This is a genomic window from Salinisphaera sp. G21_0, from assembly GCF_017744115.1.
Classification (GTDB): domain Bacteria; phylum Pseudomonadota; class Gammaproteobacteria; order Pseudomonadales; family Endozoicomonadaceae; genus Endozoicomonas.
In genome coordinates this window covers 136440-162946 of record NZ_JAGHQW010000002.1, presented here as the reverse complement: position 1 = coordinate 162946, position 26507 = coordinate 136440, and the positions used below count along the sequence as shown (strand labels likewise).

The 26507-nt window shown below is 48.7% G+C and carries 25 protein-coding genes; 18 read left to right on the top strand and 7 right to left on the bottom strand.

The annotated features are described in order from the left end of the window. The first annotated feature begins 61 nt into the window (after positions 1-61). Positions 62-322, top strand: coding sequence for a hypothetical protein (locus tag J7439_RS01765; RefSeq protein ID WP_209199970.1), 261 nt, complete (start codon positions 62-64; stop codon positions 320-322). 227 nt (positions 323-549) lie between these two features. On the opposite strand, the gene J7439_RS01760 is transcribed toward J7439_RS01765, so the two are convergent. The 7 genes from J7439_RS01760 to ppa form a co-directional block, all read right to left on the bottom strand. Continuing rightward, complete coding sequence (locus J7439_RS01760; RefSeq protein ID WP_209199969.1) at positions 550-1491, bottom strand: DUF3426 domain-containing protein; 942 nt, start codon at positions 1489-1491, stop codon at positions 550-552. Positions 1492-1643: 152 nt separating this feature from the next. Beyond that, on the bottom strand, positions 1644-2531 hold the full coding sequence (prmA, locus tag J7439_RS01755; RefSeq protein WP_209199968.1) for a 50S ribosomal protein L11 methyltransferase: 888 nt from the start codon (positions 2529-2531) through the stop codon (positions 1644-1646). Between the two features lie 188 nt (positions 2532-2719). After that, positions 2720-4060 carry an acetyl-CoA carboxylase biotin carboxylase subunit gene (accC, locus tag J7439_RS01750; protein WP_209199967.1) on the bottom strand — a complete coding sequence of 447 codons (1341 nt, stop codon included), beginning with the start codon at positions 4058-4060 and terminating at the stop codon, positions 2720-2722. A gap of 21 nt (positions 4061-4081) precedes the next feature. Then, entirely contained in the window at positions 4082-4543 is a 462-nt protein-coding gene (accB, locus tag J7439_RS01745) for an acetyl-CoA carboxylase biotin carboxyl carrier protein (protein WP_209199966.1), read from the bottom strand. Between the two features lie 219 nt (positions 4544-4762). After that, complete coding sequence (gene aroQ, locus J7439_RS01740; protein WP_209199965.1) at positions 4763-5215, bottom strand: type II 3-dehydroquinate dehydratase; 453 nt, start codon at positions 5213-5215, stop codon at positions 4763-4765. A gap of 227 nt (positions 5216-5442) precedes the next feature. After that, positions 5443-7281 (bottom strand): protein-disulfide reductase DsbD, encoded by a 1839-nt coding sequence (dsbD, locus tag J7439_RS01735; protein ID WP_209199964.1) that lies wholly within the window; start codon positions 7279-7281, stop codon positions 5443-5445. Between the two features lie 141 nt (positions 7282-7422). Continuing rightward, positions 7423-7950: an inorganic diphosphatase gene (gene ppa, locus J7439_RS01730; protein WP_209199963.1), complete on the bottom strand. Its 528-nt coding sequence runs from the start codon at positions 7948-7950 to the stop codon at positions 7423-7425. Between the two features lie 238 nt (positions 7951-8188). On the opposite strand from ppa, the gene J7439_RS01725 reads away from it, so the two are divergent. From J7439_RS01725 to frdD, 17 genes are all read left to right on the top strand, one after another. Further along, on the top strand, positions 8189-8602 hold the full coding sequence (locus tag J7439_RS01725; protein WP_209199962.1) for a CBS domain-containing protein: 414 nt from the start codon (positions 8189-8191) through the stop codon (positions 8600-8602). A 285-nt stretch (positions 8603-8887) separates the two neighbouring features. Further along, positions 8888-10735 carry a hypothetical protein gene (locus tag J7439_RS01720; RefSeq protein WP_209199961.1) on the top strand — a complete coding sequence of 616 codons (1848 nt, stop codon included), beginning with the start codon at positions 8888-8890 and terminating at the stop codon, positions 10733-10735. A 195-nt stretch (positions 10736-10930) separates the two neighbouring features. After that, positions 10931-11773: a hypothetical protein gene (locus J7439_RS01715; protein WP_209199960.1), complete on the top strand. Its 843-nt coding sequence runs from the start codon at positions 10931-10933 to the stop codon at positions 11771-11773. A gap of 18 nt (positions 11774-11791) precedes the next feature. Further along, a complete protein-coding gene (locus tag J7439_RS01710) occupies positions 11792-12265 on the top strand; it encodes a SycD/LcrH family type III secretion system chaperone (RefSeq protein WP_209199959.1) in 474 nt (157 codons plus the stop codon). Positions 12266-12281: 16 nt separating this feature from the next. Beyond that, positions 12282-13922: a type III secretion system translocon subunit SseC family protein gene (gene sctE / locus J7439_RS01705; protein ID WP_209199958.1), complete on the top strand. Its 1641-nt coding sequence runs from the start codon at positions 12282-12284 to the stop codon at positions 13920-13922. A 47-nt stretch (positions 13923-13969) separates the two neighbouring features. Continuing rightward, positions 13970-15502: a hypothetical protein gene (locus J7439_RS01700; protein ID WP_209199957.1), complete on the top strand. Its 1533-nt coding sequence runs from the start codon at positions 13970-13972 to the stop codon at positions 15500-15502. 98 nt (positions 15503-15600) lie between these two features. Then, positions 15601-18201, top strand: a complete 2601-nt coding sequence (locus tag J7439_RS01695; protein WP_209199956.1) for a TyeA family type III secretion system gatekeeper subunit — start codon at positions 15601-15603, stop codon at positions 18199-18201. Positions 18202-18210: 9 nt separating this feature from the next. Continuing rightward, positions 18211-18579: a type III secretion system chaperone family protein gene (locus J7439_RS01690; protein WP_209199955.1), complete on the top strand. Its 369-nt coding sequence runs from the start codon at positions 18211-18213 to the stop codon at positions 18577-18579. A gap of 85 nt (positions 18580-18664) precedes the next feature. Then, positions 18665-19093 carry an EscF/YscF/HrpA family type III secretion system needle major subunit gene (locus tag J7439_RS01685; RefSeq protein ID WP_209199954.1) on the top strand — a complete coding sequence of 143 codons (429 nt, stop codon included), beginning with the start codon at positions 18665-18667 and terminating at the stop codon, positions 19091-19093. Between the two features lie 165 nt (positions 19094-19258). Continuing rightward, entirely contained in the window at positions 19259-20047 is a 789-nt protein-coding gene (gene sctJ, locus J7439_RS01680) for a type III secretion system inner membrane ring lipoprotein SctJ (protein WP_209199953.1), read from the top strand. Between the two features lie 100 nt (positions 20048-20147). Then, positions 20148-20840 carry a SctK family type III secretion system sorting platform protein gene (locus tag J7439_RS01675; protein WP_209199952.1) on the top strand — a complete coding sequence of 231 codons (693 nt, stop codon included), beginning with the start codon at positions 20148-20150 and terminating at the stop codon, positions 20838-20840. After that, on the top strand, positions 20819-21478 hold the full coding sequence (locus J7439_RS01670; RefSeq protein ID WP_209199951.1) for an HrpE/YscL family type III secretion apparatus protein: 660 nt from the start codon (positions 20819-20821) through the stop codon (positions 21476-21478). Before J7439_RS01675 ends, J7439_RS01670 begins: the two co-directional genes overlap by 22 nt. 181 nt (positions 21479-21659) lie before the next feature. Next, positions 21660-22856: an amino acid permease gene (locus J7439_RS01665; protein ID WP_209199950.1), complete on the top strand. Its 1197-nt coding sequence runs from the start codon at positions 21660-21662 to the stop codon at positions 22854-22856. 300 nt (positions 22857-23156) lie between these two features. Then, positions 23157-24947, top strand: a complete 1791-nt coding sequence (frdA, locus tag J7439_RS01660; RefSeq protein ID WP_209199949.1) for a fumarate reductase (quinol) flavoprotein subunit — start codon at positions 23157-23159, stop codon at positions 24945-24947. Between the two features lie 9 nt (positions 24948-24956). Then, a complete protein-coding gene (locus J7439_RS01655; protein WP_209199948.1) occupies positions 24957-25706 on the top strand; it encodes a succinate dehydrogenase/fumarate reductase iron-sulfur subunit in 750 nt (249 codons plus the stop codon). After that, positions 25706-26095: a fumarate reductase subunit C gene (locus tag J7439_RS01650; protein WP_101745957.1), complete on the top strand. Its 390-nt coding sequence runs from the start codon at positions 25706-25708 to the stop codon at positions 26093-26095. The genes J7439_RS01655 and J7439_RS01650 overlap by 1 nt, the downstream gene beginning before the upstream one ends. 19 nt (positions 26096-26114) lie before the next feature. Then, complete coding sequence (frdD, locus tag J7439_RS01645) at positions 26115-26468, top strand: fumarate reductase subunit FrdD (protein WP_209199947.1); 354 nt, start codon at positions 26115-26117, stop codon at positions 26466-26468. The last annotated feature ends 39 nt before the right edge of the window (positions 26469-26507 follow it).

Below are 26507 nucleotides of genomic sequence, written 5' to 3'. Positions count from 1 at the left end.
GGTACGCCCGTGGATTGACGAGATTCTGTTACTTCTGACGGGTAATCTGAGGGTGCGGTTCTTGAAAAAGTGGGTCGCAGGGTGGGATATCCCCCTGATTATGGTGATTCTGGTCGTGGAAATTCTGTTGATAAATGCCTTTTCCGGGCCGGATAATACGCCGTTCAGTTTAAGTATTGTGGATGCGGTGTGCAGCATTGCCTTTGCGTTTACGTATTTTCATGTTCCTGTACCTGTTGCACTGTTTTTGACAGGGGTATTGTTGCTGGTTCCTGCGTGCTTGCTGACATTGATGGTTCGTTGGCTGCTGTCCAGAAGCTGAGGATGTCAGCGACTTACTGATTTATAAGGCTGCATGATTGATATCCATAACCATATGATTCGCGGTATTGACACTGGGGCTGATAGCCATTGAACCAATGGGTTAGCAGTGATTTGTATTCATTGCTGACAACGGGTAATCCGAATAAGTTAACGCAGTGCCTTTTTGGTGATGCCCTATGAAACGCTCTTCATACTGGTGTTGTGTTCTGGCATGCAGTGCGTTACTCAGTTTTCACTGAAGGTCAGCTGGTAGTTCACAGCCTGCTCTCCCGGGTCGACAATTTCCAGCCCCAGGCGGATAGGTTGTGCTTTAGGCATTTCGTCTGAGCCGGCCAGCTCGCCACCGAGGTATTCCGATGGGGTAAAGGTACGGTTAGCCACCAGTCGGCCGTTGATATCGGTAAAGGTCAGCTTTAAGTCTGGAAACGGCTGTGGGTGCCTGGCTTCATTAATGATGACAGCATCTACCTGCAGGGCGTTGTCTTGTTCAGGGTGGCTGCGTACCACAAGATCAACGCTTTTAATGGCATTGAGGTTAACCATGGGGGGAAGTTTGCAGGAAAGCAGATTGCAGGTCATGGTATAAGCTGGTCGCAGGGCAGGGCTCAGTGACAGTGTATTGCGGTTGAACCAGGCAAATTGCAGTGTCAGCAACACCAGCAGGCAGCAGGCCGCAACACCCCAGTAGGTTCTTTTTCTGCGGAGCTGTTGTTCGTTAATGGTTTCTTCGGTTTCCCGCTGGTCCAGTTCGTGAATCAGGGTTTCGATGCTTTGCTGATGGTAGCCATCATACTGGATGGGCGCAGTGGCAACCTTTGCTTTTATGGAAGGGTCAAGGTCTTTGCTTCTGGATGTTTCCGGTTGTGTTGAATCTGGTTTTTTGACCGGTTTTTGCTGTTGGACGACCAGTGTTTCCCGCAGTTTTTTTTGGGTTTGAGTGGGTGTCTGGGGCTCTTCCCGATGGTCAGAGGATGATGTTTCAACGTTTTCAATGGAAGTGTTGAATGCCTCCTTTTCTTGTTCTTTCAGGCGCGGTAGCTGGTCTATGGCATTAAAAACCTGAAGGCATGAACCGCAACGCACCGAACCCCTGGCAGCCTTAAGCTGGGCATGGGTAATGCGGAATATGGTCTGGCAGTGGGGGCAAGTGACACTTGACGGCGTCATGTTTACTGTTTACCTGATTTTAAAGCAGCATTTTTTATTAGACCAGAGCCCCAGTACTGAATCCAGTCTAATTGATAATACGGGTACTTTAGTTTCTATTGAAACCCGGGGAGTAACAAGTTCTGTCATACCTGCATCACATTAATGCCAGCTTATGAACGTCGCTTACCAGAGAGCATGGCCCAGCCATCAAAGGTGACTGCTGTATCCATGGCAAACCACTGTTCATAGGTTTGAATTATTTCATCCGCCTGCTCAGCCAGAATACCGGACAGAGCAATGGAACCGCCTTCCCTGGTCAGACTGGCCAGTTTGGGAGCCAGTTGAGTCAAAGGGCCAGCAAGAATGTTGGCCAGTACTATATCAGCCTGATCCGTGGGTTCGTCATCGGGCAGAAAAACTTCCAGCTTACCCACCGGAATGTTATTCCGTTTAGCGTTCTCGATAGTGGCTTCCAGTGCCTGCGGATCCAGGTCAACACCGACAGCTGATTGTGCACCCAGAAGCAGTGCTGCAATAGCAAGGATGCCAGAACCACAACCATAGTCGATAACTGTTTTACCAGTCAGGTTATTCTGCTGATCCAGCCAACGCAGGCAGAGTGCCGTGGTGGGGTGCGTCCCGGTGCCGAAGGCCAGGCCCGGGTCCAGCATCAGGTTAACAGCCTCAGGATCGGGAACGTCTTTCCAGCTGGGGCAAACCCACAGGCGGTCACCAAACTGCATGGGGTGGAAGTGGGTCATCCACTCTCTTTCCCAGTCTTTATCTTCCACTAGTTCGACCTTGTGACCAGGGAAAGGGTTCAGTCCGGCACGTTCTTTGAGAAAAGGTATGAGATTATCGGTGCGGGTCTGGGCATCAAACAAGCCAACAACAACGGTGTTGTTCCACAGCGGTGTGGTACCCAGCTCCGGTTCATAGACCGGTTGATCTTTTGCATCCTGCAGGGTGACCGCACAGGCACCGGCTTCCAGAAGCAGGTCTTCCAGAATTTCAGCATGGTCAGAAGTTGTGTCCAGTCTGACTTGAATCCAAGACATTGTGTTACCCAGAATGAAAAGCAATAAGAATTTCGATCTGTTCTTCAGGAAAGAAATTCATGGAACATAGGCGACTTATTGTAGCTGAGCACCGGTATTTCATAAACATTTGCTGGCTGATCGCCCAATAAAAAGAAAGGCCATCTCTTGTGGGAGACGGCCTTGCCAAAGAGTAAAAAAACTGGAAATCACTCAGCCAGTTTCTTTTCCAGATAATGAATGCTGACACCCCCTTCCTTGAAGTGAGGATCAGTCACCAACGCCTGATGAAGAGGAATATTGGTTTTAATCCCCTCAATAACGGTTTCATCCAGTGCGTTCTTCATGCGGATAAGGGCCGTTTCACGATCCGGACCATAACTGATGATCTTGGCGATCAGGGAGTCATAGTAAGGAGGAACGCTGTAACCGTTGTACAGATGGCTATCCACGCGAACACCATTACCGCCAGGTGCATGGAACTGCAAAACCTTGCCTGGTGATGGCATAAAGGTTTTCGGGTCTTCGGCGTTGATACGGCATTCGAAGGCGTGGCCTTTGAGTTCGATATCTTCCTGACCAACGCTCAGAGGCAGGCCGCTGGCAATTCTCAGCTGCTCTTTGACAATATCGATGCCGCTGATCAGTTCGGTCACCGGGTGCTCAACCTGAACCCGGGTGTTCATTTCAATGAAATAGAACTCGCCGTTTTCATACAGGAATTCAAAGGTTCCAGCACCTTTGTAGCCAAGCTCAATGCAGGCACGGGTACAGGCACTGGCCACTTCCTGACGCTTCTCTTCCGGAATGCCGGGTGCAGGCGCTTCTTCAATAACCTTCTGATGACGACGTTGCAGAGAACAGTCGCGGTCACCCAGGTGAATGGCGTTACCCTGGCCATCGGCCAGCACCTGGAACTCCACATGACGTGGGTTTTGCAGGAATTTCTCCAGGTAAACCGTGTCATTGTTGAATGCCGCACCGGCTTCTGATTTGGTCAGGGCGACGGAGCTGATCAGGTCTTCTTCGTTGTAGACCACGCGCATACCGCGGCCACCGCCACCGCCGGCAGCCTTGATGATTACGGGATAGCTGATATCCCGGGCTATGGCCATTGTGCGGCTGTGGTCATCAGTGAGTGAGCCATTAGAGCCCGGAACCGTGGGAACACCGGCTTTCTGCATGGCTTCAATTGCCGAGACTTTGTCCCCCATCAGGCGGATAACGTCGGCGGAAGGCCCGATAAAGGTAAAGCCACTGCGTTCTACCTGTTCAGCAAAATCCGCATTTTCTGACAGGAAGCCGTAACCCGGGTGAATCGCGGTGGCGTGAGTCACCTCGGCGGCACTGATGATGGCAGGAATATTGAGATAGCTGTCTGCCGGGTTGTTTGGACCGATACAGACGGACTCATCCGCCAGATGCAGATGCATAAGGTCAGCATCGGCCTTGGAGTGAACCGCAACGGTCTTGATGCCCAGCTCTTTGCAGGCCCTTAATATTCTGAGAGCAATTTCGCCCCGGTTGGCTATTACGACTTTATCGAGCATAACGCGATTCTCAGGCGATTATCAGACAATAGTGAACAGGGGCTGGTCGAACTCAACAGGCTGACCATTCTCTACCAGAACGGCATCAATAGTGCCGGATTTGTCCGCCTTGATCTGGTTCATCATCTTCATGGCTTCAACAATGCAGAGTACATCACCTTCCTTAACCTGCTGGCCGACTTTGGCGAAGTCAGGCGCATCCGGTGACGGAGCACCGTAGAAAGTACCAACCATGGGAGACTTGACCTGATGGCCGGAAACCACAGGCTTAGCAATAGCAGGTGCAGGAGCAGCTGCTGCAGTGGCAGCAGGTGCAGCTGGGGCTGGTGCAGCAGCCGGATAGGCAATGGGGGCGGCGGCTACAGGTGCATTTTTTGAGTAACGGCTGATACGAACGGACTCTTCACCCTCATGGATTTCGAGCTCATCAATACCTGATTCTTCCAGCAGCTCAATGAGCTTTTTTACTTTTCTGATATCCATTGTCAGTCTCAAATGCTTGTACTGGCAGCTCTGGCTGGCCAGTCTGGTTGATTTTGCGAAAAATCGAACACTCAACTTGGCGAGTGCAGGATCCCCGGTGGTCAGTTTTTGCCTGACAGTGCCACTGTTTAAAAGGGTTAAGGCAGCTGCACTGCGATTAACATAAATCAGAACGCTGTCCTGTTTTGGTGTCGCGTTCTGAAAAAATGGTTCGCGTTCTTATGGCTCTGGCTGTCTGGCAAGCCTGTCAACTGCGGCAGACAGTGCCATTTCGTAGCCTTTAGGTCCCAATCCGGCAATAACCCCTTCAGCAACGTCACTGAAATAGGAGTGATGACGGAAAGGCTCCCTGCAATGGATGTTCGAAAGGTGTACTTCAATAAATGGAATAGCAACCCCAAGCAGCGCATCCCGCAGTGCCACACTGGTGTGAGTGAAAGCGGCCGGGTTGATGATGATAAAGCGTACGCCATCCTTACCGGCCTGATGAATACGGTCTATCAGTAGATGTTCCGCATTGCTTTGAAAGCTTTCCAGCTTAAGGCCTGCATCAGTAGCCTGCTGGACAAGGTTCTGGCCGATCTGTTCAAGCGTGGTTGCACCGTAAACACCAGGCTCTCGAGTGCCAAGCAAATTCAGGTTTGGACCATTGAGCACAAGAATGTCAGCCATGTTTATCCTCTTAAGACCCCAATGGTCACCGTTGCGACCCTGACCAATGGGAGAGCTTCAGTAGTCAGCCTGCTTTGGTTAACCTGGCTATGCAGTTGACCTTTGAAATACATCGCAATCGTTATTGATCAGGCATTTTGCCCCATTGTCAAGAGTGCGTCCAGTTTGTGCGTGTTACAGGAGGTTAACGACAGTTACGAAGCATTTCATGCCTGTTTCAGACAAGTTCAGACATCTGTAGTTATTCCGGAGGCTGTCAGCAGTTTTGTCAGCTTTTGATGCAGCTGCAAAGCGGTGATTTCACCCTGGGATTTCAGTGCAGACAACTCACTCCCACTGGCATCAAAAAACAGCATGGCGGGTGGTCCGAACAGTTGATACTGGTTGAGGAACTGTTGGTGTTCCAGCGTGTTATCGGTGATATCCAGCTTGATCAGGGCTATTCTGGCCAACTGATCAGTGACCAGTGGGTCAGGGAACACGGTCCGCTCGATGATTTTGCAGGATATGCACCAGTCAGCATAGAGATCCACCAGGGCTGGCAGGTTGTTCAGGGCTGCGTCTGCCAGCAGGTTATTCAGTTCATTCACTGTCGTTACCGTCTTGAAGCGGGAACTCTCTGTCTGTTCAGTGAGGCTTTCTATTGCCGTGCTGCTTTTACCCAATAACGGATTCAATGGGTCTCTATTGTCCATGGCGGCACCAATAATCAGGCAGGTTCCATAGATCAGACACAGTATGCCGACGGTCTGTCGGAGCTTCTGGTGGGCTTCTGTCAGGTTGGTGTGAAGAGCGCCCAGGAATACGGCACAGCCAATTAGCAAAGCACCCCACAGGAATAGCGTGGCTGATGGAGCGATAACCCTTTCCAGCATCCAGATGGCGACGCCCAGAAGTAATACGCCAAAGAATGAGCGAACACCATTCATCCAGGCCCCGGATCTTGGCAGCCAGTGCCTTCCGCCTAACGCCAGGACAAATAAGGGAATACCCATGCCCAGGCCCAGGGCAAACAGTGTCAGCCCACCAAACAGAGCATCACCGGTTGAGCTGATATAGACCAGTGCTCCGGCCAGGGGTGCCGAGACACATGGGGAAACCACCAGTGCTGACAACAACCCCATCACGGCAGCCCCCGACAAGCTGCCTGAGTTTTGCGGACTGCCACTGAGTTTGTCCCGAACCCGGGCGGGCAGCTGCAACTCGTAAAGGCCAAACATACTCAGAGCCAGCAGCACGAAGAGTATTGCCATAGGGATCAGCAGCCATGGGGACTGGAGCTTTGCCTGAAGGTTCAGACTGGCACCAAACAGCCCCATTAATGTACCGGCAATGGCAAAGGTGGCTGACATGGTGAGTATATAGGTCATCGTCAGGGCAATGGTTCGGGCTTTGCTCTGTGTCCTGGTTCCCAGGATCAGGCTGGACAGTATCGGGAACATGGGCAGGACACAGGGCGTCAGGCTAAGGCCAATACCCGCCAGGACAAAAATGAGTAGCGCAATCGGCAGACTGTTCTGTTCCAGCTGCTGCTGAAAGGCGTTCCCGGAGTCTGATGCCGCCGTAAGAGTTACGCTGGCTGAAACGGGCGAATCACTGACTTGGGTAATCACCAATGGAATAACAACTTTATGGGGTGGATAACACAATCCGGCACTGGCACAGCCCTGGAAGCCGATTTCCAGTTCCGGCAGGTTGCCTGAATGGCTGGCAGGAACGTTGATAACCAGGTTTTCACTGAATACTTCCAGTTCTTTGTTGTAATAAGGGTCAAAAATCGCTTCACCGGCAGGATAGTCAGCTGTACCCAGTGTTGAGATATCGGTCACCGGCGTAAAGGTGAAACGGTGCTTATAAAGGTAGTGCTCTGGTTTTACAGCAACATCAATGATCGCCGAACCCCGCTCAATTCGCCCGGTGAATTGAAAGGCTTCTTCGACCGGAAGAAAACCCTGGTTTTCACTGGATTCTGTCCCGAATAACTGGCTCAGGTTGGCCTGGGCAGATATTGAGATTAACAGACCCAGAAAAAGGGGCCAGATCAGGCGGAGTTGGCATTTTGGCATATAAGCTGCTGTTTATAATGGTGAATACTATGTATTGTGCAGTGATATACCAGAGATGCAAGTAGGAGCGGGGTTGCAGAGAAAAGAAAACAGCAAAAATGAGTGGAAAAGCTCAGGTTGAAACCTGAGCCATAAGAAAAATCAGCCTTTATAGTTGGCGGCAGACTTCTTGATGACTTCCAGGGCCGCTTCGGAACCCTCCCAGCCATCAATCTTGACCCACTTGCCAGGCTCAAGATCTTTATAGTTTTCAAAGAAGTGTTCAATCTGCTGGATCAGCAGGGCTGGCAGATCTGTGTATTCTTTCACGTCTTTGTAGAGCGTGGAGAGTTTGTCGTGAGGAACGGCAATCAGCTTCTCGTCACGGCCACTTTCGTCAGACATGTTCAGCATGCCGACAGGACGGCAGCGAATAACTGAGCCCGGGATAACCGGGTAGGGTGTCACCACCAGAACATCCAGAGGGTCGCCATCGTCAGCCAGGGTCTGGTTGATGTAACCGTAGTTGGCTGGGTAGAACATTGGGGTTGCCATAAAACGGTCAACCAGGATGGCATCCATTTCCTTGTCAACTTCGTATTTGATTGGCGAAGCATTGGCAGGGATTTCGATAATGACGTAGATGTCTTCTGGCAGACTTTTGCCAGCAGGAACAGATGAATAGCTCATTGACAGTCAATCTCTGTGTGAGGTCAGTTTGAAATTGCCGCGTATTATATAGAGATTGATACGCTCTTTTCCACTTGTAAGGGGGATCCCGCCCGGGAACCCGGGAATGCACCCGGGCCTGGCTTGCTGGCATTGCATATTTCCGGCTGCTGATGCTCAGCTATCTGTTTGATTGAGAACTAAAATTAATTCACTGTCAGTTAGCATGAGCTGGATTCATAAGCCAAAGGAGGTGATTGTGAGATCGATCACTGTTGAAGATTGCATGACCCCCAAAGTTGTTACCGTTTCTCCGGATATTCAAGTTGCTGAAGCCATCCGTATTCTGCTGCAACATAATATTACGGCAGCACCGGTAGTTGACAATGAAGGGACACTTATCGGGATTCTTTCAGAGTCAGACTGCCTCGAAGGGACATTAAATGGCAGCTATTTTTCCCAGGATGCAGGATTGGTGCGTGATTATATGACCAGTCAGGTGGTCACTGCTGACCCTCAGGAAGATATTATTACGGTGTATCAGCGTTTTATGACCGATAAGGCTCACCGTGTTCCGGTTGTTGCTGATGGAAACCTGGTGGGCATACTCAGTCCCAAAGATTTGATGTCTGCTGTTCTTGAATTTTATGAACACCCGGTGGATTCTGCATAATTGACTTGCCAGTCTGAACGATTCATTGATTATCTTGATTCATTACATGAAATACCTGCTTTTAGGGTTATTAATTTAGTTTATATTTTTAATTAAAAAATTTTTTTAATTCCCTTTGTTTATTAATTTTGCTTTTCATTCATCAGCTAGACTTTTTCTTTATATATCGGATATTTTTGAAAAGGAATTTGCATGGGCAGCACAATTTCTCCTCCTACGGGCCGTCACCCGTCATCACCAATTGATGGTTCGTCCTCAGAGCCTGAGTCAGGAAAAGAGGGGACTATGGTTACTCCTCATGGTTCTCGAAAAGTGACGGCCTCCAAAGTGGGCAAAGGAGACCCTTCTGTCCGGGGTGAAAAAGCGCATGATTCCGTAGCTCACCCTCGGGGGGAGAGAACGGTTAAACCTCAACAGGACTCATTGCCATCTTTAAATCCACTTCCTGATCAGACTGAAAATGGTCCGGGGCCAAACCTTGATTCTACTGAAGCGAGATTATCGACGTCTGATTTGCCTGACGGAGCATCTGCTGATAACACACTACCCAATAATGAAGAGTCACGTTTATTTCCATCGACTCATGATTCCCGTGTTGAAAAGGGTTTGTATGGTGATCCAGTAGAACCTGAACACCATGAAAAAATCTTATCACCGGTTGACGAAGATGAAATTATGTCGGTAACCACTGAGCTTGCAGAAGAGCCTCGTAATGTCAGGACACATGAAATGTCGCCCAGGCATGATACCAGTAGGTTGTTTGGGCCTGAATTTGGCACAGCAGTGGGACAGATTGTCAGAGAAAACAGAGATCCTGAGCATTATGAAAATAAGCTTCCGGCTCCTTATAAACCGCCTGCGACTCATAGTAAAACGTCATCGACGGATGATGAATCGGACGTTGCAAGCGTTTCGATCGAAGGCGGTGGTCTCGATGATGATCCAGCCGTCAGGAGTGGTGGTTCAGTCACTATTGAAGGAGGGGGGGATAAAACCAGCAAAAAGCTATTTCAGCGAGTATTGGGTGCAATTAACAAATTGTTGAATGTGGTCAAAAATAACCCGCTATGGGCTGGATTTGTGATTTGCAGCGCCATTTTTCTTGTCACTCTCATGGCAGGACAACCTTATGCTGCGATTTTTTTCGCAATTTGTGCCCTGGCTTTTCTGGGCGTAGCTTTGGGAGTAACAACGCATAATATTCTATTCAGTAACCCGCAGAATCCATCACAGAGTAATAGTGGTCAGAACCAGAATCCACAAAATCCACAGAGTCCACAAAATCCACAGAATCAACAGAGTTCACAGAATTCTCCGGAAGACAGAACACAGACTGACCCGGAGAATTCAACCACCAGAACTGAATCTGGCTCAAGCCCACACCCAGGTCCCGGTGGCAGGGATGACAGGCCGACGATAACAGAATCACGGCGACCCTCTGCCAGTAATGGCAGAAGTGAGCCACCCGTCACAGGAGGCAGGGCCTACAATGCGGCAACGCAAACGGTGGAGGGAGCGAGTGACGATGAACTTGCTGACAATATTTATAAATTCCAGCAACTGATCAATAAAAACTTCATCCAATTTTCAAATGGGGCTCATGCTCCAGAACAATGGAGTAGGAACTCTCAGAAACCGGGCAGACAGATTGATGAAACGACTTTAAAAAAGGTAACGGATGCTGCGGTAGGCCTTTTTGACCAGTTTCGTCATATTACAGATCATAGAGATAACCAAGGTTCTGATACTTTTCAGAATGCCAGGCTGTTTGAGGTTGAAAAGCAAACGAATCAGCTGATGGATTTAATAGAGCCTACAGATGGGTTTATTGAACAATTGACGAATAAAGTTTACATGCAATTCGCTGATGACAAGCTTTGCCCTGACCCAAATGCTGAACCACTGACCATCGGTTATACGCGCAGACGACTGGAGAATTTTGGTGATAAGGCTATGCAGGGGATCGAGTTTTTTGATCTGTTGGTTGAGTTTGTACGGGCAGCAAAAGCTTATAGAAAAGATAGAATGGGGTCTGGAGGTAAAGTCAGGCCTGTTGCTGAGTCAGCCCCTCTATCTGTACAAACTCCGATGTCCGCTCCAAAAGGTGATTTGGATGATGAGTTATCAGAATAATCGGATAAACGGCATAAATAAATGGTGAAAAAAAAAACCGAGCTAAAAGTCATTGTCAAGATTTTATATATAAATGATTTTTTGAATTTCTTTTTATAAAAAAATCGACCAAGGTGTAATTGGCAAGAACGTTGTTTCATAACCTAAAGTTAAAGAAGCGACTTAACGGATATTCAAAATGACAGGGAGTCACTAATGAGTACCTCCATTGGCGGTGTGGATTCTTCCAGCAGCGAATCTGGAGAAAATCACAAAACCGTTACCTTGAATGATGGCAGGATTAATTCACTCCGGGCTGCCGGCTATACCGATGCCCAGATTGAAGCCTTGTTATCAATGGCTGACCCGGATGATCAGGGTAACTCGCTAACCCCCACCCACTTTTACTCGGTTAATAAGCAGACACTGAACTCGCTTAGATATACGGGGCAGCTTGATGAAGCGTCACAGAAGCTGGTCTATTTACAGGCACCTGTTGCCATGGTTCAGGAGGTCAGTAATCCGGCGAACTGGAATGGTGATAATTATATAGGTCCCGGAGCGTCACAAATTAATGCTTATCTGATGGGCGAACCCGTGGATTTCACCAAGCCCAGCCTGGATGCCTTGATTATGGGCGTGCTGACGGCCCGGGCGGATATTCTCCAGACACAACTGGAAGACCAGATAGAATCCATCAATCAGAAAAATGATTTGCTGGAAGAAGCCAATATGTATTTGGCAAAAGCCAAGGAAAAAAAGGCTGCGGCTGGCACGTCAGGCTCTTCCATAATGACAAAGGATATGGTGGATTTCTGGAAACAGATGGGCGCTCAGACTGACCGAAGCGGTAATGACAATAGTCATAATGCTGCAGAGTGGGATGCCAATATCGAGCATTTGAAATCAAAAATTGAATCACTGACCAGTCAATCACAATTGCAAACCACCAAGCTTCAACAGACTATCAATAAATACAACCAGACGTTTGAAATGCTCTCTAATTTTATCAACAAGTACTTCCAGTCAATAAGTACTATTATTCAAAATATGCGTTAACTCATGGAGGAGTCACACGTGAATAGTGAAGATCTGAATTATGAAGGTGCAGAACTTGAAGATAAACTCATGAATTTCTTCGGTGAGGGGGGAACCTTCAAAGATTTGAAAAACTTGAGTGATGATGCCATGGAAGCAATATACTCAGTTGCCTACAACCTTTATCAGGGTGGGAAGTACGCAGAAGCAACGAAAGTTTTTCAATTCTTGTGTTTTTACGACCATTTCAATCGTAAATACTTTCTTGGACTGGGTGCCTGTCAACAAATGCAGAAACAATATGACAGCGCCATCGAGATCTTCTCATTCGCTACTCTTCTGGATTCTGATGATCCCCGACCAATGATGTATATCGGCGATTGTCATTTAGCGAAAGGCGACAGAGAAAATGCTCAGATTTCTTATGAGACTTCCATTGATTGGGCCGGCGATAGCCCGGAATATGCCAAGGATCTGGAACGTGCAAAAAATATGCTGGAAAATCTAAAATAGCCAGGGAGTAAGCAGAATGGATGGTATCCAACAGGGGGCTTATTCGGCGGGTCAGATACCGGCGGGTATAGACCCATCACTCCGGCAACAACAGACCGATCAGGTTGAGCAAAAAGAAAAAGTCAGTCGCGGTTATTCGGAGCAAAACACGGTATCGACGAATCAGGTTCAGGAGAATATTGCTCCTCCCATTAAGCCGCAGCACAGTCTGGATGCTCCTGCTAAAGGCTCAGATTCTCCTTCTGAAAAAGTTCTCAAGGAGATCTCTGTTTTTTCCGAAATCCAGAAGCTGAGTAAAACGAACCCTGAAGCGGTAAAGCTTGGTCTGGCTTCTGAGGCAACGATCGAACAAGGTGGTCAGGATTATTTGGCTCTGGTCACTGGTGATTTGAAAGCCTTCGCCGAAGGTGGCGGGCGGCCAAATCCACTGGCTGGTCATATTAGTTCTATGCAGAGCAACAAGGACCATCTGTTGTCCATGGGGTACAGTAAAGAGCTGGTTGATGGAATGCTGAAATTGGCTGACCCGAAAGATCCGGATAATTCGTTGAGGGCCATGCATTCATTCTCTGCCCAAGTGGGTGGCAAACTTGCCGGTGATGACTCGCTTGGACAGCTGGGTGATCTTTTTGCCGATACTTTCAATAAAGTTGCCAACCTGAAAGGGGGGCCCACAGACCTTCAAAAAGAATTGCAAGCTGAACTGAAGGCCTTTACTTCAACATTCCTGGATTCAAATAAAACGCTTGATGTGGATACTGCAACTCAAATGCTGATGCAAATTCAGACCAAGTTGCAGGACAGCCGTCTGGTATTCAACCAGGAAAATATCAAAATTAATGAGCAGCAGCGACAGCAGATTTCAGAAAAACGGCTGGCAAAGATCGCCGAATCTATTGAAAAAGCGGAAGAAGCCAAAGAGTCGGGGGCGATTGCTAAAATATTCGGTTATATAGCCGTCGCTCTCATGGCTGTTGTTATGGCTGTTATGTTTGCTACGGGTGTTGGTTCGCCATTAGCCATGGGGCTAATGGCCGCATGTTTGGCTCTGACCGTGATGATGACTGTTTCTTCCGAAACCGGTGACTGGATGAACAAGGGAGTTGCCGCGATCTTCGAGGCATTTGGTGCGAATGAAGACCAGGCCATGATTGGCGCGATGGTGTTCTGGTCGGCCTTGATTCTGGTAATGAGTCTCGGTGGCGCGTTTGCCGGGGGGGGGGCCAGTGCTGCGGCTACAGCGGCGAACGCGACTTCCCAAGGTACCGCTGCGGCGGCGGGTGGTGCATCCAGTGCCGCGACAGTCACAGCCTCGGCAACAACGACGGCGGCAACAGCGACAGCCAAGACGGCCAAGATGGCAGCGATCACCACCCGCTGTACCCAGGCTGCCAGACTTACTGGTGGGGCTGCCATGATTGCTGATGGTTCGGTCAATGCTCACATTACCACCCTGAATTATGACGCAGATATGTTAAGAGCCGAGGCGAAAGAGCTGTATGCCTGGATGCTGGCCAATCAGCATGCCATCGATAACCTGACTGAGGATATCCAAAAGGTTATCGAGGATATGCAGCAGGTATGGCAAGTCATGACCAGCATGATGAAAGACAACCACGATACGATGACCAAGCTCAATGGCTCTCTCAAAGGATAATAAATAAAAGTTGCTTTACCCTTAACAATGATACATGGAGGTAACTCATGGCCGAGGGAATTTCTGGTGCAGACCGGGCGGCACACAGTGCCAATATGCAGATGCTCCTTGAAAAACCAGCGACATCTGACGCAAAGAAAGCGGCAATCAAGAAAGGCGATATTGACTTTCAGCAAGAGAGCGTCCGTCTTGCCTCAACCAAACACGCTAAATCCGAGGTTTTGAACGACCTTAACAAAGCAGGTCAACAGGCCAAGCCGTCACTGGCCACGCCCGATGATTTGTCACCAAATCAAATGACCAATGCCAGTAAAACCCTGGCTACTTTGTCCAAGTCAACCGACGAGGCCATGGAGTCAACCAAACAGCTGTTCACTAATATCCAGAATGGCACGGTGACCAAAGGAGAAACCGCAAAGCTGAAATCACAGGCCGCGGTTCTTGATGATGCCGCTTCGCACATGCAGTTGCTCTCCGGCAAAGGTGTGGAAACCTCTGAAGGAAAGCGGCAGGTGCTGGCCGGTATGGGCGGTTTTCAGAAGACTCAGCTGGATAACCTGGAAAAGCTGTCAACCTCTAAAGATATCCAGACGTTTCTTGCCGACCAGCATGGAGGGGCAAAAGGTCTGGACCAGAAAACAGCCATCCTGAGATCTCTGGGTTTTACAGACAGCCAGATCAAAACGATGATATCTCTTGCGCCACCGGATACTGACGGCAGTCGTCTGGATATGATGCGCTCAGCAGGCTCTGATACCAAGGCCGTTCTGCAGGCGCTGGGGTTTGGTGCCGATAAGGCCAAAGGGCTGGCAGCACTATTGAATGGCAAACTTGGTCAGCTTGGCAGTGCAGAGCAAAAGCAGCTGCTGGCCAAAATGGGCTTTGGCCAGGAGGAAATACAGGTCATTCTGCAAGCCAGCAATCCAACTTCATTAAAGAACCAGTCTGCCCTGATGCGTAATGCTCCCCAGGGACTTACACAATTTCTAATGAACAGCAGCAAGGGAATGAACCTGCTTGCTGCTGGCGAATCCTTTGCGGATATGAAAATGCTTGAGCAGTTGGTGGATATCTTTGCCGTGATGGAGCTTCTGTTCAAGATGAGTGCCAACCAGCGTGCTGCCTCAAGGGAGTCTCGTTCCATTGAGCAGCAGGCGGCAAAAACTGAGATTCTGAACCAGGCAGAAGAAATGAAGAATGCAGCCCTGATGACCGCTATTGGTGGCTGGGTCAGTGCTGGTACCAAGATCATTTCCGGTGGTATCCAGGTCGGTATGTCAGCTAAAGCCGGTGGACTGGACCAGGGAAATATGCAACGGCAGGTAGCGATTGGTAATGGTCTTTCCCAGATGACCGCTGCAAGCGGTGATATGATCAAGGCTGGTACAGACTACAAGGCAGGCATGCATCAGGCCCAGGGGAAATTACACGAGGCAAACCAGAGAATGCATGATTCTGCAGCACAGTCGGATACCGAGTTTATGAACCTCCATCAGGATATGGTGAAAACGGTGATCAGCAAGATGGATGAGATCATCCGCTCATGGTTTGAAACACTCAAATCGACAACAAGAGCCTGATCACAGGTCAATCTGAGCTTGATGACACAATCAAAGGACGTGGTTTATAAGATGTAGCCAACCCTGCGGGTTGGCTTTTTCTTGCACAGAGGGAAAGCATGGGTAATCCACTTGGAGGAATACAAGCCTCAGCAGCGGTGCAGCAGATGCAGGCTCCCGGTGCGGCTGGCGAGAGCGCAGCTGGCAAGGCTGGGAAACTATCAACCGGGCAGGGGGTAGAAGCCTCCAATACAAAACCATCAATGCTCTCCACTGCCGATGCTGCGGAAGAACTCACCAGTTTGGTGTCTAAGTTCCAGAAAAAAGAAGACATTAAAACAGATAAGGGTAAATCGGCAAGTGCGCGGCAGCTTGAATTAATTGAAAAAATCAAGAATGTTGAAGAAGTTCCTGAAACACAGGATTTCAAAAGACGCTTTCCTAAAGAATCAAAAGAGGATTATCGACAAGAAGACTATCTTAAAGGGGCCAAAGAAGAGTTCAAGGATCCTTACCACCAGTATCTTGCGCTTTATGAGATCGCTGTTGATTTTAAAGCCGATCCTGACGCCCTGCCTAAAGATGAAATTTTTAAAGCCATTGAAGCGCTTGAAAACGAGCATCCTCAATATATTGAGATTGGCAGAGAGATCTCAAACGCTGCCGGTAAACTGGCCGAGGACTACCATCCCGGAAAAACCCCGGATGAAGTTCGCTCGCAGCTATATGGTCATGTCAAGGATCATAAATCCCTCGGCGCAGCATTTAAAGACCTGACTAATAACCAGGGCGGGGTGGAGGTAGATCCGGACAATAATCAGGTGGCGACTGGTTTTGAGAACTCAGTCGATAGAAGGCTCAGGTTTTTGAGTGGCGAGTTGAATTCCATGACATCCAGAACGGAAGACACTCACCTGCGCTCAGTGATTAATGATATGACGACCTTGAAAAGGCTGGTGGGTATCCATGATTGCTGCATGGAAACACAAGGGGAGATGAGAAGGCCACCGGTTAGTATTGGGCAATTTGATGGCCAGAAATATATGACCAATGTTCTGGATTTGCTGGATCAACAGTTTGTTTCAGGAGGGGACTTTACCAATTTAATTAAGCAAATGGGGTTGAGCAAGCAGCCCGTTGAAGTCAGAACGGCCTTCATGAATAAGACTGCGAACTTGATTCGTGAGATTCCGGAAGAAATTTTTGCCAATGAACAAATTAAAGAAAGCCTGAGTCAAGCAATTCTGGAAGTACAGGATAATCTGGTTTTGGAAGAAGAAGGTTCCGTGAAGACGGATGAAAATTATGGCAAGGGTGGAGAAACCGAAGTCTCGGAAGATGCGTTAAAAGGTTTTCTTGCATCAAACCCAGACCGCGAACCGGGTAGCATTATTGGTGATTTGGGCCGTGAATTCAAAGGAGCACAGGAACCAGATAATCCGTTTATGGCATCCACTGGTGTTCCCACTCTTGGAGCTGAGACGACGCAGCCTGAGCCTGCGGCACAGGGTGAAACGTCAACGACAGCAACTAAAGCCACCGTTGACCCGGCAACAGCCACCTCCCCTGAGGTGACTGCCAAAGGAGGTATCAACGGGGCATCCGAGGTGACGGCAAAGGGCAGCTTTGATGGGCTTTCCGATCAAGAGCTCATACAGAAACAGGATGAGTTACTGGATAAGGCCCGGGGGTTGCATCAACGCAAGGATACCAACTTTGTTTTCGACTGCTCATTAACTGCATTGAAGCATGCAGAAGAGAATGGTGTTGATATTATTGATGCGCTGAAAGATGTTGCCAGCCAACGGGGTAAAGCCTTTGCCAAAGATCTTAAAGTGGCTATCACTCCCGAAGGGGAGGGCAAAGAACTGCAGCTTATTCCGCCAGATACCAAAGCGCTGGAAGAGTGGGTGAAAACTCACCCCGGTCAAAGTGTGAATGATCTGGTTCGTACGGCAATGGAAGTATTGAAAGAGGATCGTGGTCCGGATTTAGATCTTGAGCAGCTGGAAAACAATCTTGCCAGCCTTAAATCAACCATTGCTGAAATAGATTCGAAAATAAAGAAAAGGCCATCTAAATCCTTTAGAGACAGTGTGTCTCCTCACCTTAAAGAAGGTCCCTTCAGTGCTCGTTTGAAGTCATTCTTTAAGCATCCGTTTGATCCTATTAGTGAGCCGAAAACACGCCCGCTGGGTACGGATATCTTTGACCGAATGGAATACTCCCACACATTCAGCATCAGGGCTGAGGAGAAAAGCCTGTCTGTTGAGTCAACCTGGGATGAGTCTGAAAGTCAGGGTGTCGCGGAGGGTATGCAGGTCGAGGCAACCCTGGATACAACGGGAAATCAGGAGGTGGATGATGGAATGACGGTTGAAGCAACATTTGAGACTGACAATGCTTCAGTTCAGTCAACTCCTGCCAGGGGAACCGCAGCGTTTATTGCCGCTAAGGTTCAAGGGCAAGTGAAAGGGGAGTCATATGGTGATATTGGTGATGTCCTTAAAGATATCCAGTCAATGGCAGGGGACAAGGCTCAGTTAGAACAGTTACTTGGTTATATGGAACAAGCAAAAGAATCGCAAATTGAAATACCTCTACTGGATGGTAATGAAACAAAGATCGAGACGTACATCCAGTCACTGGTTGATCTTCAGGGGGCTCCGCGGATGAATCCGGGAGGATATGAACCACCAGCGGGTGAAGTGAAAAGTTAAGGAGGACGAATGGATTGGCGTAATAGTGTAGTTTCTGAATTTGCTGAGGCCATGGGCATCAAGGGGTTCGATTTCGGTGATACCGGCGTAGCGTGCTTTGAAATTGAGGGTGCCGGATCCTTTTATATGGAACAAAAGGAAGAGGGCGTTTTGATGTATCTGGCCCGGGAGATAGACCCCTTTAATAGCCTGCCCGTTTTAGAAAGTGCACTGGCGGAATGCCATTACAAAAGGAGCTTTCCCTATCCTTTACAGGTAGGCCTTCAAGAAAATCAACTGGTTATCTGTTTGTTTGTGGATGATTCTGATTTCAACCGCCCCAGTGTGGAGCGCGCTATGCAGTTTTTGATGAGCAAGGCAGATGAGCTAAAATTGTAAGATAAAAATTTTAAAAAGCTGTTTTTAAACAGATAAGAGGATTTTAAGTACCTCAACCAATCAATAATCAATAGAGGTTACTATCATGGCGGATAATATTATCAAGACAGGTAATCTGGCGGATAAAGCGCTGGAAAAAACCCAGGAAGGCCTTGCCAATCCGAATCAACCAGAAGATGGGGCGGCAGGCCGTTTCGCCCAGCTGGTTGGCCAGTCGCCAGATGGAGCCTCTCAGGCGGCGAACGTTAAACCTATTGACGTGGCAGCTAATCCGGATGCCCCGGCCCTGACGCTGGGAGATAAGGTGCTTCAGGGAATGCAGGGGCTCAGGAATCATGTGGAAGGCAGGGCTGACCTGGTCAAGCAGCACTTGGCACCTGGTGAGGCGATGGGGATGAAGGATATGTTCAAGACTCAGATGGCTATGACCAATCTGATGATTACTGAAGACTATATTGGGAAGATTGTCAGTAAAAGTACTCAGACATTCGATACGCTATTACGGAATCAGTAATTTTTTATTCTTCTGTAAGCTGAAGGAAAATAAGGTGATTTTTCTTCAGCTATCCTCATTGTCCCTCTCTTTTAAAACTATACTCTGTAAATCATAATTTTTCTTCGCAACTGGCCGTTAAATGTATGAGTAATTATATTTTAACGTGCATAAGGTTGGCTCGTCATGAAACAGGGGTTTGTCCAGAGCTTTAAGGTTACATTACTGTGTCTCATCGGTCTTTTATTACTTGGGTGTAAAGTCGAGCTTTATTCCGGGCTTGATGAAAAAGAAGGTAATGAAATGCTTGCCATCCTTCTTGATAATGAGATTCCCACTGAGAAGCTGGTGGATAAAGACAAAATTGTCACCATCATGGTGGAAAGCGGTAATGTTGCAAGATCTATCAAGATTTTGAGCAGTCTTGGTTTTCCGAAAGAAAAATACTCGTCGATCGGTGATATTTTTCCTAAAGATGGTTTGATTTCTTCCCCGACAGAAGAGCGGGCCCGTTATACCTATTCCATGTCACAGGAGCTTTCGTCAACACTGTCGATGATTGATGGTGTCGTGACTGCTCGTGTTCATGTGGTATTGCCCCAGGAGCAGGATAGCCTTACGGATGTCAACTATCCCTCATCAGCTTCAGTGTTTATCAAGTATACCCCTGAGCTGGAACTGGCGGGTCTGGTGCCGAAAGTAAAAACTCTGGTGGCAAACAGTATTGAGGGGCTTTCCCTGGAGAAGATCGCTGTTTCCCTGTTCCCGGCAACCCGCCTGAACTCTGGCAACTTTGACAGCCCATCAACAGAGACGGTGCTGTTTGTCGATGTTAATCCCGGTTCAGCAGGGGTTATTCGCATCGTTGTCTATGCTTTGATTCTCATGCTGTTATTGGCACTGGGAGCCGGTGGCTATTTCTTCTGGATGATGGAACAGAAGAAAAAGTCGAAGAAAAAAAAGGGTGATCGTTAATAGCGGATGATTTGCTCAAGACCACAATTATTTGTGGGATGGTGCATGCACCGTTAAATAGTGACTCAGTGGAGTGTATGGGGTTGGAGTGAAATGACCAATGAACAGTAACAATGTTTTTCAGGAATATAATGGAACAAGCCTGTTCAATCATATGGTTGAGTTTAACTTCTTTCCTGTTCGTTATGTGCATGCAAGCTGGCTTAAATCGGATAAACATTTCAAATTGCTGAAATCACTTCAGACCAGTGAGCCTGCACAATTTAATCTGTCAAATTACCTGCTGAGCAAGTTCGGGATCGCCAAGCAGTTTGATTATGACTTTGATCGCCCGGATAAAAGGATAGTATTTGCCAGTGCCGAAGAAATTGAACAGTTGGCTTTTTACATCGGGCTGATTCTCAACGAAGGCACTGTCCGGTCAGTGATTCGTCGTGATGAGCGTAAGGCGCTGGAGAAATGCCTGGGAGAAGAGGCCTACCGCTTTACCGTGAGAAAAGCACAGTTTATCAGTCGGGCTTCAGAAAAAAATGGTCCCGGTGTACTCATTGACTGGAAACATCTGGATCGATTTAAAGCATTTCTGGAACTGAATGGTCGACAGGTTATTGCCACGGCGTTTTCTGATTTGCCCGGAGCCTTTCGGCAACGATTGATATTAAAAATGCCCAGCAGCTGGAAAAAGACCTTGAGTTCACCAGGTGCCGGGGGACTGGACAAAGCCCAGTGTGTGAAGTTACTGGTAAAAACTCATAAAGAGGTGAATCGACAGTGGCGGCACCTGTTATCCTGAATAATGTCCAGCTGGAGCTGGATCCAACCTGCAAAGTGCTCAAGGCAGACGACTATGTTGTTTATCTTGAAGCTCAGGAAATTATTAAGGCAGCCCGAGAGCAGGCTGCCGGTATTACTGAGGAAGCCCGCCAGGCCTATGAGCAGGAAAAAAAACGCGGGTATCAGGAAGGTTTGGCGGAAAGTAAGGCTGAACAGACAGATCACATGTTGAAAGTGGTCAGCAGGACGATCAATTATCTTTCAGATATTGAAAATACCCTTGCGAATATCCTGCTTTCCGGGGTGAAAAAAATCATTGGTGAATTCGATCAGGAAGAGTTGGCCATAAGCCTGGTTAAAAATGCCCTGCAACATGTCAGAAATGAGAAACATGTCACCATCCGTGTGCCATCCGCTCAGTACAGTGCTGTTCAGGCGCGTCTGAATACCATTCTGGCGGAGTATAAAGGCGTTGGTTTTATTGATCTTGTGGCTGACCCCCGGCTCTCATCCGGTGATTGTATTATGGAGAGTGAAATCGGCGTTGTTGATGCCAGTGTTGATGTTCAGTTACGGGCATTACAGAAGCGGTTTGACAGCCTCCAATCTTTAGCTGCACGCAGCCGTGAGGCCGACATGGCTGACAAGGCTGAATAGAGAGTGCTCAGCAGATTGTCAGAGTACTCTGGCAACTGTCGTTGGAAGAAGCCGCTGAGATAAGCAGTATTTACCTCCGTTTGAGGCTCACCTTGTTCAGCTGGACATAATCAGGCGGGTATCTCTATTAAATTCCCCTATCTTTATCACTGAAATTTATATTCAGTAAAGGTACTTGCTTATGTCTGAATCCAGTCGTTCCACCGTAATTGGCAGTGCGTTAATTTTGTCAGGAACGGCAATCGGTGCGGGCATGCTTGCTTTGCCGCTGGTATCAGCCAGTACCGGGTTGATGCCGGTTATGATTATTTTTGCGGTGACGGCATTCTTTGCGGTTATCTCTGCCCTTTATGCCTTTGAGGCCAATGTCGCCATCAAACCTGGCTGTAATTTGTATACCATGGCCAGCAGAACATTAGGGCGGATGGGGAAGGTGCTCTCTGCCATTGCCCCTCTCGGGCTTTTTTACGCATTGATGTCCGCCTACTTTGCCGGGGGCGGGTCGTTACTGGCGCAGTACGCTCAATCAGTGGTTCCCGGAGATTCCTCTCAACTGTGCGTGATATTCTTTGCCCTGATTGCCGGTGCCTTTGTTTATTACAGTACCCGGGCGGTGGATCTTGTTAACCGTATCTTTTTCACCCTGATGATCGTTACTTTTATTCTTGCCCTGATGTCACTGGCACCTTCGGTGCGTTATGAGAGCATGATACATACGGCGAGGGTTGAGTATTTATCGGTTCTGGCGGCACTGCCGGTGATATTTACTTCGTTCGGTTATCATGGTGGCATTCCCAGCATTATCATTTATCAAAAGAAGCAGCTGCAGCATATTCCCCTTATTTTTCTGTTAGCGACCCTGATCCCGCTGGTGGTTTATATCTTGTGGCTGGTGGCGGTGATGGGGGTATTGCCCGAAGGCTTATTACTGCAAATCAGTCAGTCAACCGGGGCAACGGCTTATTTAATCTCAGCATTAAGCAGTGATAAAGATGTACACACTATTCTGTACCTGTTTTCTGATCTGGCGCTATTGACATCCGTGTTGGGCGTTGCCCTTGGGCTGTTTGATTATCTTGCCAACTTATTACAAAGGGCGGATACCCGCATCCATCGGCTTCAGACCGCCCTGGTGACCTTTATCCCACCGGTCATTATTGCCATTATGTTTCCGGATGGTTTTGTCGCCGCCCTGGGTTATGCGGCGGTTGCTCTGGCCATTCTGGCTATCCTTCTGCCTACGGCAATGGTCTATGTATTAAGAAAGCAACCGGCCTATGAAAACCCGTTTCGGGCACCCGGGGGAACGGTTTTGATGTCAACCTGTTTTGTATTTGGATGTATCATCATTGTGTCTCAATTTATTTCGAGGCTATAGGCTTTTTGCGTAAGTTGATAATTAAAAGTGAACCTTTGTTAATTAAACAGCAAATCTGCATATCTTAAAATTAAAGCGGTTGCTTATAGTGGTTGATCCTATTGATTTATATTGAAATTACGGTTTTTCCGAAATATTGATTTATTTTGTTTTATATCAATGGCTTTAATTTCAGGTTTATATAAACTTCAGTTCTAGATTTTTAACCCTTCTCTCATTATTCAATTTGGCCAGTTCGCTGGCTGTCTCTATTTGGGACTCTTCCCGGAGATGGTGGTGAACGGCGGTAGAGGTTTGCGTATGCAGGTCATAAAGGCTGATGTAGCCATTGTCGGTGCCGGAGGTGCCGGTCTTCGGGCTGCGATTGCCGTTGCCGAAAAAAATCCTGAGCTTAAAGTGGCATTGATTTCCAAAGTCTACCCTATGCGGAGTCATACGGTGGCTGCAGAAGGCGGTTCAGCCGGTGTCATTCAGGATCATGACTCTCTGGAAAACCACTTTGTTGACACGGTGGCCGGTGGTGACTGGCTCTGCGACCAGGATGTGGTGGATTACTTTGTGTCCCATGCCACTGAAGAGATGATCCGCCTGGAGCACTGGGGCTGCCCCTGGAACCGTAAGGATGACGGTGACGTAAACGTTCGTGCTTTTGGTGGTATGAAGATTGAGCGCACCTGGTTTGCTGCGGACAAATCTGGCTTCCACATGCTTCACACATTGTTCCAGACATCCACCAGGTACCCATCCATTGAACGATACGATGAGTATTTTGCCACTGACCTGATCATGGAAGATGGCCGTGCTCAGGGCGTTGTTGCCATTGAAGTGAAAACCGGCGAACCAAAAGTATTCCTGGCGAAGTCAGTGGTTCTGGCAACAGGCGGCTCTGGTCGTATTTTCCGTTTCAACACCAACGGTGCCATTGTGACTGGTGACGGCCATGCCATGGCCCTGCGTGCTGGCGCACCGCTGCGTGATATGGAGTTTGTTCAGTACCACCCAACCGGTCTGCCAGGCTCCGGTGTATTGATGACGGAAGGTTGCCGTGGTGAAGGCGGTATCCTGTTGAACAAGGATGGTTACCGTTACCTGCAGGATTATGGTCTGGGGCCAGAGACTCCGGTTGGTCAACCAAAGAACAAATACATGGAACTGGGCCCACGTGACAAGCTTTCCCAGGCCTTCTGGCAGGAGCAGCGCAAGGGCCGCACCATTGAAACGCCACTGGGCGATGCGGTGCACCTGGACCTGCGCCACCTGGGCGAACAGAAGCTGATGGAACGTCTGCCACTGATCTGTTCCCTGGCGAAAAACTACCTGGGGGTTGATCCGGTTCATCAGCCAATTCCGGTTCGTCCTGCGGTTCATTACACCATGGGTGGTGTCAGAGCGGACATCAACTGTGCCACCGATCTGGCCGGTCTGTTTGCTGCCGGTGAATGTGCCAGCGTCGGTATGCACGGTGCCAACCGTCTAGGTTCCAACTCTCTGGCTGAGACTGTGGTCTTCGGTAAGGTCGCCGGTGAAAGTGCGGCAGATTTTGCCAGCCAGAACGTCATGTCTGATGAACGTAAATTGCTGGATCAGGCGAAAGCGCACCTGGCAGCCATCGAAAGCCTGCGCAATGCCAATGGTACTGAAAAAGCATCGCACCTGCGTCACGAAATGGTGAAAACCATGGAAGACAGTTTCGGTATTTACCGGGTGGGGGAAGAGATGCAGGCCGGTCTGGATAAGATCTCCGAACTGCGTGAGCGCTTCAAAAACGTCAAGGTGGAAGACAAGAGCAAGGTCTTCAATACTGAACTGCTGCAAGCCTTTGAACTGCAAAGCTCACTGATGGTTGCTGAGTGTATGGCTATTGGTGGTGTTGAACGTAAGGAGTCCCGTGGTGCGCACCAGCGTATTGATGGCTTTGAAGCCCGTGATGATGTCAACTTCCTGAAACACTCCGTCACTTTCTATAACGGTGATGCCAAGCCTCGTCTGGAATATGAAGACGTGAATGTAACCCGCTTCCAGCCAGAAGAGCGCGTTTATGGTGCCGCAGCCGAGAAGAACGCGGCTGAGAAAAACGGTGAAGGGAAGTAAGGAGACCCCATGAGTGATAAAACCATAACCATCGAGATTCTGCGTTATAACCCGGAAACCGATGGCAAGCCGACATTTGGCACTTTCACTATTCCTTATGTGGAAGCCTGGTCCATGCTGGATGCCCTTGAGCATATCAAGGATGAACTGGATTCCAGCCTGGCTTACCGCTGGTCCTGCCGTATGGCGGTGTGTGGCAGCTGTGGCATGGTGATCAACGGTACACCAAAGCTCGGCTGCGAAACCTTCCTGCGGGATTACTATCCGAATCCCATTCGTGTTGAGCCACTGGCTAACTTCCCGATTGAAAAGGATCTGGTGATTGACTCTGAAGACTTCATCAAGAAACTGGAGTCAGTGAAACCGTATATCATCAATGCGATGGAGAAGCCGGTTGAAGAGGGTGTGAATAAGCAGACGCCTCAGCAGCTGGGCCTTTATAAACAGTTCTCCATGTGCATTAACTGCATGCTCTGCTACTCCGCGTGTCCACAGATGGGCTTGAACCCACTGTTTACCGGTCCTGCGGTGATTGCCCTGGGGCACCGTTATAACCTGGACAGCCGTGATGATGGCTATGAACAGCGTACTGAAGTGATTCAGGGCAAGAATGGTGTCTGGTCCTGTACCTTTGTGGGTTACTGTTCTGAGGTTTGTCCAAAGAATGTTGACCCGGCTGCTGCTATCAACCAGAACAAACTGCAGGGTTCTCAGGATTGGGCGCTCTCTTTCCTGATGCCACGTAAAGGAGACAAGTGATGAGTCGTCGCCCCTATGTGCGTCCCATGAAGCGCACCTGGTATATGGATCATCCCTTCTACCGCCAGTACATGATCCGGGAATCCTCCTGTGTATTTGATGGTCTCTATGCCATCAACCTGTTTGTCGGTCTGATGCAGCTGGTCAAGGGTGAAGCAGCCTGGAATAGCTGGCTTGCCTTCCAGGCCAACCCGTTGATGATTCTGTTTACCGTGGTTACCCTGGGTCTGACTATTTACCATGCCGTCACCTATTTCGATATGACGCCCCGCGTTCTGCCACAGCAGATTCGTAAAATGGTAAAAGACAGTGTCGTTAACAAATTGATGTACGTTGGCCTGGCGGTGGTTTCTGCCATCATTCTGGCTGCGGCCACCATGGGACTTTGACGGGGATAGGAGAGGGAACATGAGTAATAAACGCCATATTGAACCTCTGTTGTGGAGTCTGTTTGGGGCTGGTGGCACCACTATTGCCTTTTTCTTTCCGGCCATTATTTTTGTGGTTGGTCTGGGTGTGCCTCTGGAAATTATTCCGGCAGAAGCGCTCTCTTATGAGCGAATGTCTGCGTTCTTTCTGGAGAGCTGGATTGGCAAGCTGGCACTTATAGTGGCTTTGGTGCCTTCTTACTGGGCCTGTATTCACCGTATTTACCACGGTGCTCACGATCTGGGTTTCCACCCGGGGGTTGGGGTAAAAGTGGCCTGTTATGGTGGTACGTTGATTCTCAGCCTGGCAACCATTGCTTTATTGCTGGTCTGATCAGGTTTTATGAGGGGGGCTGAGTAAGCCCCCTTTTTT

Excerpts from the sequence above, each read along its gene's own strand:
- J7439_RS01760 (WP_209199969.1), bottom strand. The coding sequence starts at position 1,491 with ATGACGCCGTCAAGTGTCACTTGCCCCCACTGCCAGACCATATTCCGC.
- prmA (WP_209199968.1), bottom strand. The coding sequence starts at position 2,531 with ATGTCTTGGATTCAAGTCAGACTGGACACAACTTCTGACCATGCTGAA.
- accC (WP_209199967.1), bottom strand. The coding sequence starts at position 4,060 with ATGCTCGATAAAGTCGTAATAGCCAACCGGGGCGAAATTGCTCTCAGA.
- accB (WP_209199966.1), bottom strand. The coding sequence starts at position 4,543 with ATGGATATCAGAAAAGTAAAAAAGCTCATTGAGCTGCTGGAAGAATCA.
- aroQ (WP_209199965.1), bottom strand. The coding sequence starts at position 5,215 with ATGGCTGACATTCTTGTGCTCAATGGTCCAAACCTGAATTTGCTTGGC.
- dsbD (WP_209199964.1), bottom strand. The coding sequence starts at position 7,281 with ATGCCAAAATGCCAACTCCGCCTGATCTGGCCCCTTTTTCTGGGTCTG.
- ppa (WP_209199963.1), bottom strand. The coding sequence starts at position 7,950 with ATGAGCTATTCATCTGTTCCTGCTGGCAAAAGTCTGCCAGAAGACATC.
- J7439_RS01720 (WP_209199961.1), top strand. The coding sequence starts at position 8,888 with ATGGTTACTCCTCATGGTTCTCGAAAAGTGACGGCCTCCAAAGTGGGC.
- J7439_RS01715 (WP_209199960.1), top strand. The coding sequence starts at position 10,931 with ATGAGTACCTCCATTGGCGGTGTGGATTCTTCCAGCAGCGAATCTGGA.
- sctE (WP_209199958.1), top strand. The coding sequence starts at position 12,282 with ATGGATGGTATCCAACAGGGGGCTTATTCGGCGGGTCAGATACCGGCG.
- J7439_RS01700 (WP_209199957.1), top strand. The coding sequence starts at position 13,970 with ATGGCCGAGGGAATTTCTGGTGCAGACCGGGCGGCACACAGTGCCAAT.
- J7439_RS01695 (WP_209199956.1), top strand. The coding sequence starts at position 15,601 with ATGGGTAATCCACTTGGAGGAATACAAGCCTCAGCAGCGGTGCAGCAG.
- J7439_RS01690 (WP_209199955.1), top strand. The coding sequence starts at position 18,211 with ATGGATTGGCGTAATAGTGTAGTTTCTGAATTTGCTGAGGCCATGGGC.
- J7439_RS01685 (WP_209199954.1), top strand. The coding sequence starts at position 18,665 with ATGGCGGATAATATTATCAAGACAGGTAATCTGGCGGATAAAGCGCTG.
- sctJ (WP_209199953.1), top strand. The coding sequence starts at position 19,259 with ATGAAACAGGGGTTTGTCCAGAGCTTTAAGGTTACATTACTGTGTCTC.
- J7439_RS01675 (WP_209199952.1), top strand. The coding sequence starts at position 20,148 with ATGAACAGTAACAATGTTTTTCAGGAATATAATGGAACAAGCCTGTTC.
- J7439_RS01665 (WP_209199950.1), top strand. The coding sequence starts at position 21,660 with ATGTCTGAATCCAGTCGTTCCACCGTAATTGGCAGTGCGTTAATTTTG.
- frdA (WP_209199949.1), top strand. The coding sequence starts at position 23,157 with ATGCAGGTCATAAAGGCTGATGTAGCCATTGTCGGTGCCGGAGGTGCC.
- J7439_RS01655 (WP_209199948.1), top strand. The coding sequence starts at position 24,957 with ATGAGTGATAAAACCATAACCATCGAGATTCTGCGTTATAACCCGGAA.
- J7439_RS01650 (WP_101745957.1), top strand. The coding sequence starts at position 25,706 with ATGAGTCGTCGCCCCTATGTGCGTCCCATGAAGCGCACCTGGTATATG.
- frdD (WP_209199947.1), top strand. The coding sequence starts at position 26,115 with ATGAGTAATAAACGCCATATTGAACCTCTGTTGTGGAGTCTGTTTGGG.